The sequence below is a fragment of the Bacillus sp. TCT6 genome (assembly GCF_056033845.1).
The window spans coordinates 4,836,751-4,848,890 of sequence record NZ_JBVYHX010000001.1; the positions used below are offsets into that span (position 1 = coordinate 4,836,751).

The 12,140-nt window shown below is 36.1% G+C and carries 8 protein-coding genes; 4 read left to right on the forward strand and 4 right to left on the reverse strand.

The features are described 5' to 3' along the window. Positions 1-521 precede the first annotated feature (521 nt). On the reverse strand, positions 522-2,036 hold the full coding sequence (gene opuD / locus AC0ONG_RS24915) for a glycine betaine transporter OpuD (protein ID WP_001230116.1): 1,515 nt from the start codon (positions 2,034-2,036) through the stop codon (positions 522-524). Positions 2,037-2,700: 664 nt separating this feature from the next. Here opuD and AC0ONG_RS24920 point away from each other — a divergent pair. Then, positions 2,701-3,579 (forward strand): cell wall-binding protein EntA, encoded by an 879-nt coding sequence (locus tag AC0ONG_RS24920; RefSeq protein ID WP_000733338.1) that lies wholly within the window; start codon positions 2,701-2,703, stop codon positions 3,577-3,579. Between the two features lie 85 nt (positions 3,580-3,664). Beyond that, positions 3,665-3,967 carry a DUF3910 family protein gene (locus AC0ONG_RS24925; protein ID WP_001102514.1) on the forward strand — a complete coding sequence of 101 codons (303 nt, stop codon included), beginning with the start codon at positions 3,665-3,667 and terminating at the stop codon, positions 3,965-3,967. A gap of 170 nt (positions 3,968-4,137) precedes the next feature. Here AC0ONG_RS24925 and AC0ONG_RS24930 read toward each other — a convergent pair whose 3' ends face one another. The 3 genes from AC0ONG_RS24930 to AC0ONG_RS24940 are packed head-to-tail and all read right to left on the reverse strand — an operon-like array spanning position 4,138 to position 7,581. After that, complete coding sequence (locus AC0ONG_RS24930; protein WP_474204385.1) at positions 4,138-5,517, reverse strand: zinc ribbon domain-containing protein; 1,380 nt, start codon at positions 5,515-5,517, stop codon at positions 4,138-4,140. 13 nt (positions 5,518-5,530) lie between these two features. Continuing rightward, the gene (locus AC0ONG_RS24935) at positions 5,531-7,087 is read right to left on the reverse strand and encodes a zinc ribbon domain-containing protein (RefSeq protein ID WP_086398035.1); all 1,557 of its coding nucleotides are present in this window, start codon (positions 7,085-7,087) and stop codon (positions 5,531-5,533) included. A 5-nt stretch (positions 7,088-7,092) separates the two neighbouring features. Then, entirely contained in the window at positions 7,093-7,581 is a 489-nt protein-coding gene (locus tag AC0ONG_RS24940) for a zinc ribbon domain-containing protein (RefSeq protein WP_001281736.1), read from the reverse strand. 156 nt (positions 7,582-7,737) lie between these two features. Here AC0ONG_RS24940 and AC0ONG_RS24945 point away from each other — a divergent pair, with 156 nt between their 5' ends. After that, positions 7,738-9,357 (forward strand): SWIM zinc finger family protein, encoded by a 1,620-nt coding sequence (locus tag AC0ONG_RS24945; protein ID WP_017763767.1) that lies wholly within the window; start codon positions 7,738-7,740, stop codon positions 9,355-9,357. Next, positions 9,341-12,097 carry a DEAD/DEAH box helicase gene (locus AC0ONG_RS24950; protein WP_000610096.1) on the forward strand — a complete coding sequence of 919 codons (2,757 nt, stop codon included), beginning with the start codon at positions 9,341-9,343 and terminating at the stop codon, positions 12,095-12,097. The genes AC0ONG_RS24945 and AC0ONG_RS24950 overlap by 17 nt, the downstream gene beginning before the upstream one ends. Positions 12,098-12,140: the final 43 nt, after the last annotated feature.

Below are 12,140 nucleotides of genomic sequence, written 5' to 3' on the forward strand. Positions count from 1 at the left end.
AAAGTAATTTCACGTCCATCCCCCAACGAACGATCGACCTTCATTTATATACGAAAAAGTGATTGCTATTTTTGTAGAACCAATTGCTTCTCTTGCTGTTCTTTGCGCGTTTCAGTCTTAGGTTCCGTGCTTTCTTGGACACTACGATGTGCCACACGTTTCAAACAAATATGCTTCCACTTTCTTTCGTAACGTTTCATTATTCTAGATGTCCCCCTTGAATGCGCTTTAAAACTATTTGAAATCGCTTACAGGAAATAATATAGCACATATACATAAAAGTGACAACACATTTCCGACATATTTTTGACAAAAATACGAATAGAATTCGTAAGATATCGAATATTGTCGAAACCCATCGTTTTTTCTTCGTATAAAAGGCATACTACTTATATAGTAAAGTATTTTATTTCCCTTACCCGCATTTCAAATTCCTTCTATATAAAGTGAAACTTTAATCAGCCAACAAATAGAGGGATAAAAAAAGAGCTGATATAAAATCAGCTCTTTTCCTTCTATTATTAATGACGCTTCATACGTCCTTCTTTTTGTAACTCTTTAAATAATGCTGCCATCATAAAGAAAATAACAAAGACGAATGGGAATGCTGCAATGATAGCTGCCGTTTGTAAGGCTTCTAATCCGCCAATATATAATAAGGTAGAAGCTATCGCGGCTAGAACGATACCCCAAATCATTTTAATACGATTTGGTGGGTTTAAACTACCATGTGTCGTTAACATTCCTAAAACAAATGTTGCAGAGTCTGCCGATGTAATAAAGAATGTAGAAATAAGAAGAATCGCTAAAACAGATAAAGCTGATCCAAAGCTTCCCATCTGATCGAACATAGCAAACAATCCTACTTCTGTTCCCATCTCTTTAATTTTTTCAAAGATATGTGCATCACCAAACAGCTCCATGTGAATACCAGTCCCGCCGAAAACGGAGAACCAAAGCGCACCGATTACGGTCGGTACAAGTAACACACCGATAACAAACTCACGAATTGTACGACCTCGTGAAACACGAGCAATAAACGTACCTACGAACGGTGACCATGCAATCCACCATGCCCAATAGAAAATTGTCCATGACTGAATCCATTGATTTCCGCCTTCATCCAATGGACTTAAACGGAAACTCATACTTGGCAATTCCTGAATATAAGAACCTATTGTTGAAGTGAAGTAATTCATAATAAAGTTTGTTGGACCTGCAAATAATACAATGATCATAAGTGCAAATGCAAAAATAATGTTCGTATTACTTAAATATTTAATTCCTTTATCAAGACCTGTTTGTGCAGATAACATGAAAAGAACTGTTACGATTGCAATAATAACTAACTGTGTCGTTAATGAATTCGGAATAGATGTTAAATAGCTAACACCACCTGCAATTTGTTTTGCACCGAGACCTAATGAAGTTGCAACACCAAACACAGTTGCGAAAACAGCTAACACATCAAATGAATGAGCAATACGTCCGTGTTCCCCGCCCTTAAATAACGGACCTACCGTCGCACTAATCGTACTTGCTTTTCCTTTTCTAAAGGTAAAATAAGCAATACATAACGCTACAAACGCATATAGTCCCCAAGGATGTAATCCCCAATGGAAAAATGAAAAACGCAATGCAAGGCGCGCACTTTCCTCAGTTGCACCTTCTCCAAACGGAGGTGCGTACAAATGGTTTAATGGTTCAGCAACGCCCCAGAAAACTAAGCCGATACCCATACCAGCACTAAATAGCATAGCAAACCATGTCATATAACTATAATCAGGTTCGTCATCATCTTTACCTAAACGAATAGAACCGTATTTCGAAACAATTAAAAAGATAGACACACCTAAAATAATAGAAACGGAAATAATATAAAACCACCCAAACTTACTAACTAATGCAGTTTGAATTGCAGTTGTTACATTTCCTAAGCTACCTTTTCCAATAATAGATTCGGGAATAATCCCCCAAATTGTAAATGCAATACATAATGTTAATGAAACGATGAATGTTTTTGTCAGTTTCCTCATCAAATCCCCCTTCGTAGGTTTCGCTTTTGTAAATAACATAAATTCCGATATGTAAAATCGGATAGAAAACTATAATTTTGCGGTGATTTTCTTACTTTCACCTTCACCAATTCGAATTCTTATAGACAGCCTTACCTTTCGTATAACCTTTTCACTCTGCAAGAGCTACAAGTTAGAAATACTGCTGTCAAATTGTGTGAGAAAAACGCGGATAGGAATGTATTTTCCTAAAAAAGGATGTGTTACATATGTAAAAAAGGGCGAATTTCTTCCTTGCAACCCTTTCGTTTTGTAACAATTATGCGGTTTTTTTGCTAGTATATAGCACGTGTTTATAGCTTCACAAACAAAATGTTTATGTTTATATAACTATATTACCCATAAAACGGTAAAATACTCAAGGAATGTAATCGTTTAGTAAACATCATGTAACATTCCTGTAATATTTTTATTTACGTCGAAAAAAATATGTTGTATTAAATATTTTGAATATAACCAGCAACCTATGAGTCATATAGAATGAAAAACGCTTTCCTATATTTTTTGTTATATTACAGGATATTAACGACTGATTACGAATGGTTTGTAATTGTGTGTTTTCCCCAAATCCGAAAAAATCTGTTGCTATAATGAGGACACGAAAACAAACGCAATGGAGGCTATCATGAAAAAATTAATTGGAATAGCAACAGCAGCAGTTTTTGGTCTTGGGATTTTCACATCATCTGCTAATGCAGAAACTGTTGTAACAACAGACGTACTAAACGTACGCGAAAACCCTACTACTGAATCAAAAGTTGTCGGTAAATTACTAAACGGTAATAAAATAGATGTTCAAAATACAGAGAACGGATGGTCAAAAGTTACTTTAGACGGTAAAGACGCATTCGTAAGTGCAGAGTTCACAAAAAGCATCTACTACGTAACAGCTAACGTATTAAACGTACGTGCTGAAGCGAACACAAACTCAGAAATTCTTGGAAAGTTGAAGAAAGACGATGTAATCGAAACAACGAACCAAGTACAAAATGAGTGGTTACAATTTGAATATAACGGGAAAACAGCTTATGTTCATGTTCCTTTCTTAACAGGTACAGCACCTGTAATTGAGAAACAAGAAACAACTGCTCCTGCTAAAGCTGAAGCACCAGCTAAGGCTCACACACCTGCAGCACAAGCAAAACCAGCTGCTAAGCCTACTGTGAAAGCTGCTGAAACTAGCGAACCATCTGGTGGTCGTGAGTTAACAGTTGTAGCTACAGCATATACAGCTCATCCGAGCGAAAACGGTGGCACATATGGCGGCCGTGTATTAACTGCAATGGGTCATGATTTAACTGCGAATCCAAACATGAAAATGATTGCTGTTGACCCGAAAGTAATCCCATTAGGATCTAAAGTATGGGTAGAAGGTTACGGAGAAGCTATCGCTGGAGATACTGGTGGTGCAATTAAAGGTAACCGTATCGATATCTTACTTGGATCAGATAGTGCTGCTCAAAAATGGGGCCGCAAAACTGTTAAAGTGAAAATTTTAAAATAACCAATGACTGCTAAATTACAAGCCGGTTCTCTTTATTGAGAGCTGGCTTTTATTTATTTATAATACATATAAGGAGGCTATGCCTATGAATGTACAAGCAAAAATAGACTGGATTGGTACGCCAAAACCGTACATATATAAAGATGAAGTAACATATAACGCTACTTCTATTGATTTCTCACTCGCTGGCGATGATAATCGCTATAAGCTAATTGTGCTCAAGTCAGAAAAAAATACACATTACAAAATTGTGCAATATGGAATAAAACCAGGCTCTCAAAAGCCATTTCCTATCGACATTCCATTTGAACAAAACATGTTACCAATTATAGAGCAAATATTACATGATCCATATGTACAAGCGATATTAAAGGAAACGCACTCATAATTGTAAAAAAAGATATCAACGATTTTCCGAATATATCTATCATAAATCGCAATATATCAACGATTTTTCAATTATATCTATCATAACTTACGATATATCAACGGTTTGACACGAAATATCGATTTAGCTACAAAAAGAGGCTGTTCAAATATTGAACAGCCTCTCTCATATTAACGAGTTGGACCAGATACATCTTCTGATTTCAACGTATTATTTGCACCAAGAGAATGATACAACATCTTTCCATTTCCATTCACAGTTACAATATGTTCGTTGTTAAAACTTTTGAACTTCACAGATCCATCACCGTAACGAATATGATACTCTTCATATGTCGTTACTTTATATTTCGTATCACTTTGACGCTCTACATTACGAACTTCCATCGTTAATAAGTCTTCTGTAATTCCTTTTTTGTGTAAATACTGTATATAATCACGGTCTTCCTTATACGATTTCCCGCTCTTATCATAATTATTTTCAATTAAACTAAAATCATTTAATGAAATTGCACGTACGTTATCATAAATATGATTTTTTACAAATTCGCCCACTGCTGAACTTGATGTTTCTTTCGGGAATTTTAAGTAATACGTGCTTTGGTCTCCAACTTTAACGCTTTCTGATTTAATTAAGCCAAACTCAGCATTTTTCTCTAAATACACTTCTACCGTTTCATCTGTTGGTACAGGACCAAGTTTATAACTTCCGCGGCTTAACTTCCCACGCTTCTTACCATTCACAACTACATTTGCATCATTTTCATCAGAGGAAATTGTTACATAATTGCCTTCTAATGATAAATTTACATCTACCTTCGCACTTTTTTCATCTGCTAAATCTACTTCTTTTTCTGTTTCTAACTCAGTTAACTCTGACTTTGCTTTTGCCTTTACAACGTAAGAACCCGGAAAATATGGACCAATTTCTTTTGAAGTTTTGTCATTAGACAATTCTACTTCTTTCTTATCATTCACATATATTTCTGCATTCTTCGCAGTTGTACTTACATTCATATAATACGATTTCATGCTAAATTTATACTTCGGATATAAAAACCATTCTTTTCCGTCTTCTATAATTTGTCCATCTTTAAACGATGCTTTATCACTTGCTAGTTTTTGATCCACTGTCTCTCTTTGTAAATAAGACAGCAGCTCTTTATTATATGAAGGGTTGTCTTTTAAATAACGGATATATGCCTTAATATCCTCTGCCTTAATCTTTAAGCTCGGATCATCTACCTTTACAAACTCATCAATTGCATTCGCATCTTTCTTTTGAAACGCCTCAATCATAACGTTTACTTGTTTTTCCTTTGAAAACTTGCTTGCACCAAATTTATATGCTCCGAACAATATAGCAAAAATAACAAGAAAACCTAGCAGTAAAAATATGTTCTTCTTACTTTTCACCGGCTTTGTTTCCCGTTGTATTTCTGAACGAGAAGAAGCTGTTTGATCAGCTATTTCTTCTATCTTACTTCCACACTCTGGACAAAAATTTAAATGGTCTGCAACTTTTTCATTACATATTCCACAAAACTTCAAGCGATTCTCCCCCTTATTTTTTTACCAACTTCATCCCAGCAAACACTAATACGTAAGAAAGAATAAAGCTACCTACTATTAAATACATCGTGCTACTTTGAATCGATAATAGCGGACCAGAAATCCCCGTAAATTCCTTCATAATTTCCTTACTACCTGAAGCTTCGATTTGGATTTTTGCTAACCCATTTACACAAAGCATCATCACAGTATAAACCGCACTAAACATCGCAATCGTTACATATATATTTTTAATTGGATATTGAGCTAATTTCATTCCAGCTCTAAATAGTAAGATACATGGTATTAAAATTAATAAACCCCACCAATGCATGTAGGAATTGAACTCATCCATATATTTAATTTCTTTAGCAGAAGCACCATTAGCAATTGCCACATCTTTTAAAGACGTACCATTTAATGATATGCCTGATGTATATGATAAATGTAACGGCCCTTTTCCTCCTGGATAGTTCTGTATTTCTTTCTCCATGTTCGCCCATTCAATTGCAGTTGGAGCAAAGTGAGCCATATTCCACATATACGGTGTTGCTTCTAATGAAATTAATGCTTTATATGTTTTCTCAGGGAAATCAATTGGTCCCATTGATTTTGAACTACTAAATAAAATCGTAATAAGTATAATACCAAATGTAATGATTAATCCTTTTAAAACAGTCACTACACTATAATAAATAGATGCTGCATATGGAACACTTTGACTAATTGCGGAAAGCATACGATGTGGTCCCGCTGCAATACTCATGCCAATAAAGCTAAATAATAAACCAAATATAATACCGTACAACAAACTAATAATATGAGAATAACTAACATTAATTGTCATTGTTTCATATAATTGAGAAATCGTCGTAGAAGAACTTGCTACAAAACTTATAACACATAAGAAAATTCCATATACAATACCGATAATACATGCTGTTACTAGCTTCTCACGCCAAACAATAGACGGGGTTTTTTTCTCTACAAAAAAGCCAATTCCACCTAATATAAGTGCTGGAATAGTTAATAAAATGAACAATGGGACATGAAGAATAAATGACATTATGTATGTACCACTTCCACTGACTTCAAGACCCGCTAAATGATACATTAAAATTAATGGCGCTATGCCAATGAAAGATTGATTAATGGTAGTCATATCCAGCATACCGTTCGTATTTGTAACCATCGTTCTCATTAAATCATTCATCGCTGCATCGATAATTAAACTACTAATCCAGCCAGCCAAAAACATGCATATAATTGCCAGACCACCACCAAGTAAGCCTTTTTTCAAAGCAATTCCAGATGAACCCACATTTAGTTGTACACCCTGGTCTGGTAATTTCGTTTTCATTTCTTTTTTCGTAATACCTACTAGTAAGGAATCGCCGCATTTCTCACAATATGTAGCAGTTTCTTTACTTTCCACTCCACAAGTTCGGCAATATTTTGAGTCTTTAGGCGCTAATATAATATGACTTGCTACACCACCTGTACTAGACCCATCATGCGTACAATAATTTGATACATCAGACTGTTCTAAACCACAAGTTTTACAATACATGTTCCTCACTCCTTACTTTGCTTCATACCACAAACTGGACAGAATATAGCTTCTGTTGCGATTTGTTCACTACATGAAGAACATGATTCATTTTCAACATTGTTTGTTTGAAGGAGTAACTCATTTTCTTTCCCGCACTGTCCACAAAATTTATCATTTAATGATAATGAGCCACCACAGCTACACTGCCCTTTCTGACCTTGATTCTGCAAATTAGCAATTTGCTTACGCATGTTATAAATAGCAATATCAAGCTCTTGTACCGGTTCTACAATTCCTTTCAATACCTCTATTCGAACTTCATCATTGCGCAGTTGCATATATGTAGTTTGACCAAGCTCCAACAAAATTTCAGTTTTCGCTTGTAACTTCTCCTGCGTAATTTTCTTTAGTTGTGCAACCTCTTGTGCAACTTGCAACTTCATCTTTCCTTGCTCAATTCCCTCTTGCAACTTGTTCATACCATTACCAAACTTCGCTTGTAAATCTGACACAACTTCCCCTCCTATAAATATATAGTAATATACGAAATTAACATTTTATATATTACCATGATTTTCAAGTTATGTAATCCAAATTTCATTTTTTCTGTTTTGAGCATTTTTTGTTTATAATGGTAAAGGAAAGAAATATGTGTACGGAGGAATATTATGCTGCAACACTCAATTACGAAAGATGAAATTATGATGATTGCGAATGAGTTCGTTCAAGGACTAGATCCACAGCAAACAGCTGATCAGGAACATGTCGCTACAGCTCGGCACCTATATCGTAGTGGTGTTGTCTATAACGTTGACTTTGATGGTTATACACTATCAGGAACTGTAGATGCGGAAGGCAACGTATATAGCGTTCATATTCCGATTCGTAACGTCGCTGAAAGCTATTGTGATTGCTTCGCACCAACACAATGTGAGCATATGCTCGCTGTATTACTATCTGCAGCGTCTAGTTTCGGGCAAGTAGGAGATGTATTAACTTTATTTAAAAATAATACGAAACCTTCCCTTCCCCCTATTCGAACTGCAAGACAAGTATTGCAATCATCAGCTTTTGAAGAAACTGACTATAAAAGTTGGGAATCATATTTTGAAAAAGAATATGATTCATTTAAAAAAGAACAAGCTCGGCTTACTTATAAACAAATGTATTTTCTTATGAGTATCTTTACAGATTTCTATACGAAACTTGAGCGGAAAGCTCCGCGTGTCATTGCGATACATGAATTATTCAGGTTACACGCAGCACTTTACTGCTTTCAAAAATTATTAGAAGAAATTCAGGCATTCGAAGCAAACAAAACATATTCTTATCACCAACCTGTTAATGTCATTCGCCTATTTGTAGACAAAGTGGAATCCATCGTTCGGGACTTACAATCAGAAGCGATTCCTTCAGAGTCTAAAATAATTTTACAAGAAACAGCTCGTCTCGTTCATGAAGTATTCTTCTCTACCGACGCTTATACGCAAGAGCGATTTTTCATTTATCGTCACATATGGAGTGAACTTTTAAACAATAAAGAGAAAATACAAGAAGAAGAAAAACGAATCGATACGAAAATCAATCCACTATCTAAAGCGTTAGCGTCTTCTCATCTTCTCTTTTTAAATGACGAAGATCTACTAGCGATGGACTTACTAAAAAAACAGCCTGCTTCTGTTGTGAGTCTATACTTCTATTGGTTAGAAGAACTATTAAGTGCCATGCATTGGGATCGTGCAAAAAACTGGCTTTCCTTTACGTATAAACAAGTAAAGAAAACGATCCAAGATCACGAAAATACGATTTTCATAAAAGATGTCGTTCGGCTATTTGTAATCATGTATGAAACATATGCAACACATACAAATGAACAAGCTGGTTTCGAAATGATCTTACAAGAACTATTACCGTATAGTTTCACAAACTATGAACAGTACGTACTCGCGAAAAAACAGTATCGTACATGGGCAGAGCTTCATCTCCTATATGGATTTGAAGCAATTGAGCTGTTGAAAGAGCCACTGAAAGATATTGAAAAAGAAGCGCCAGAAGTGGCACTTCCTCTTTACCATCTTGCTGCTGTAGAGGCGATTGAAGAACGAAATCGTAAATCATATAAACGCGCAGTTCGTTACTTAAAGAAATTACGTACATTGTATAAACGATTAAAACGCACCGATGAATGGGATGCTTTCATTATTCACATCGCCAATCTCCATTCACGTCTGCGTGCACTACAAGAGGAATTACGGAAAGGAAAATTAATCGATGATCAATCAAACTGAAGTAACAATTAGGCTCCAGCATGTTAGTCAAGGTTGGTTCCTTTGGGGAGAAGATGACAGCGGTACTCCATTATCCGTAAAAAGTTGGAAGCGAAATGCATTCACATGGCACTCCACTTCTTTCTACGGTACTTCTCTAAAAGAAGCAACCTTCGAAGGAAAACAAGGTGTGCTCCTAACAAATGCACAAGCCTTTGAATACATTGCAAACAAACCGATGAATTCCTTTGCACATATGCAAATAAACGGACCTATTACAGCACTTACGAAAGATGCAAATGAATTATGGGACGCCTTTACGAGTGGTAGCTTCGTACCAGATATGAATCATTGGCCTAAACAGCCATCTTGGAAAGTTCAAAATACACCAATTGAAGATGATACATTAGCATCTCTTTTCTCAGCAGCAGTTAATGAAAGCATATTACAAGATAATCGCTCAAATGACGGCTGGGAAGATGCTAAAAGGCTATATGAACATTACGACTTTACGAAAAGACAATTGGAAACAGCACTACATGAAGAAGATTGGCTTCGAAAAATCGGTTATATTGAAGATGATCTTCCGTTTACAATCGGACTAAGACTACAAGAACCACAAGAAGAATTTGAAATGTGGAAGCTTGAAACAATTGTGACACCAAAGCGCGGGGCTCATCGCATATATGTATATGAAAACATCGATTCCTTACCGAAAAGATGGCACGATTACGAAGAACGGATTACAGAAACACAAGAAGGTTTTAGTAAGCTCATACCGTGGTTAAAAGAAGGAGATACATTCCGAAATGAGCTCTTTGAAACAGAAGCTTGGAACTTCTTAACAGATGCAAGCAACGAATTACTTGCAGCCGGCATTACAATTTTACTACCATCATGGTGGCAAAATTTAAAAGCAACAAAACCGAAATTACGTGTCCAGTTGAAGCAAAATACAGCACAAACACAATCGTTCTTCGGTATGAATACGCTCGTTAATTTTGACTGGCGCATTTCGACGAACGGCATTGATTTATCAGAAAGCGAATTTTTCGAGCTCGTTGAACAAAACAAACGTCTATTTAATATAAATGGTCAATGGATGCGACTAGATCCAGCCTTTATCGAAGAAGTAAGGAAACTCATGAACCGTGCCGATAAATACGGACTAGAGATGAAAGATGTCCTGCAGCAACATTTATCAAATACGGCTGAAACAGAAATTGTAGAAGATGATAGTCCGTTTACTGATATTGAAATCGAACTAGATGGATATTATGAGGAACTATTCCAAAAGCTGCTTCATATTGGAGATATTCCAAAGGTAGATGTCCCTACTTCACTAAACGCAACACTTCGTCCGTATCAACAACATGGTATTGAATGGTTATTATATTTACGAAAGCTTGGATTTGGAGCATTGCTAGCTGACGATATGGGACTCGGGAAAAGTATTCAAACAATCTCTTACTTACTATATATAAAAGAAAACAATCTCAAAACAGGCCCTGCATTAATCGTAGCGCCGACATCTGTTCTTGGAAATTGGCAAAAAGAATTTGAGCGTTTCGCACCGAATTTATGTGTCCAATTACATTACGGAAGTAATAGAGAGAAGGGCAATTCATTTGAAGATTTCCTTCAATCAGCAGATGTTGTATTAACATCTTATGCATTGGCTCAACTCGATGAGGAAGAACTGACTTCATTATGCTGGGATGCTGTTATTTTGGATGAAGCACAAAATATTAAGAACCCACATACGAAACAGTCGAAAGCAGTACGAAACTTGCAGGCAAATCACAAAATCGCTTTAACTGGTACACCAATGGAAAATCGCCTCGCTGAACTTTGGTCCATTTTCGACTTTATTAATCATGGATATCTCGGAAGCTTAGGACAATTCCAACGCCGCTTCGTCACACCGATTGAAAAAGATCGTGATGAAGGAAAAATCCAGCAAGTTCAACGGTTTATCTCACCATTTTTACTGCGCCGAACGAAGAAAGATCAAACAGTCGCATTAAATTTACCAGATAAACAAGAACAAAAAGCTTACTGTCCTCTTACTGGTGAACAAGCTTCCTTATATGAACAACTTGTTCAAGATACACTGCAAAATGTAGAAGGATTAAGCGGAATTGAAAGACGTGGCTTTATATTACTTATGTTGAACAAGCTAAAACAAATTTGTAATCATCCTGCTCTTTATTTAAAAGAAGAAGAACCACAAAATGTCGTTGAACGCTCTATGAAAACAAAAACGTTAATGGAGCTCATCGAAAATATAAAAGATCAAAATGAAAGTTGCCTCATCTTCACTCAGTACATCGGCATGGGAAACATGCTAAAACGTGTGCTAGAAGAACAATTTGGCCAGCGTGTCCTCTTCTTAAACGGTAGTGTACCGAAAAAAGATCGTGACAAGATGATTGAGGAGTTCCAAAACGGAACGTATGACATTTTCATCTTATCCTTAAAAGCTGGCGGAACAGGATTAAACTTAACTGCTGCCAACCATGTCATTCACTACGATCGTTGGTGGAATCCAGCTGTGGAAAATCAAGCAACAGACCGCGCATATCGCATTGGTCAAAAAAGATTTGTTCATGTTCACAAACTCATTACAACAGGAACATTAGAAGAAAAAATCGATGAAATGCTAGAAAGAAAACAATCTCTAAACAATGCGGTCATCACAAGCGATAGCTGGATGACTGAACTATCAACAGACGAACTAAAAGAATTACTTGGTGTATAAAGTGAAACTTGAATCAGGTCGGTTACCGGAAGTTTTACTACCC

Coding starts and splice junctions, on each gene's coding strand:
- AC0ONG_RS24920 (WP_000733338.1), top strand. CDS start 2,701: ATGAAAAAATTAATTGGAATAGCAACAGCAGCAGTTTTTGGTCTTGGG.
- AC0ONG_RS24950 (WP_000610096.1), top strand. CDS start 9,341: ATGATCAATCAAACTGAAGTAACAATTAGGCTCCAGCATGTTAGTCAA.
- AC0ONG_RS24935 (WP_086398035.1), bottom strand. CDS start 7,087: ATGTATTGTAAAACTTGTGGTTTAGAACAGTCTGATGTATCAAATTAT.
- AC0ONG_RS24945 (WP_017763767.1), top strand. CDS start 7,738: ATGCTGCAACACTCAATTACGAAAGATGAAATTATGATGATTGCGAAT.
- opuD (WP_001230116.1), bottom strand. CDS start 2,036: ATGAGGAAACTGACAAAAACATTCATCGTTTCATTAACATTATGTATT.
- AC0ONG_RS24925 (WP_001102514.1), top strand. CDS start 3,665: ATGAATGTACAAGCAAAAATAGACTGGATTGGTACGCCAAAACCGTAC.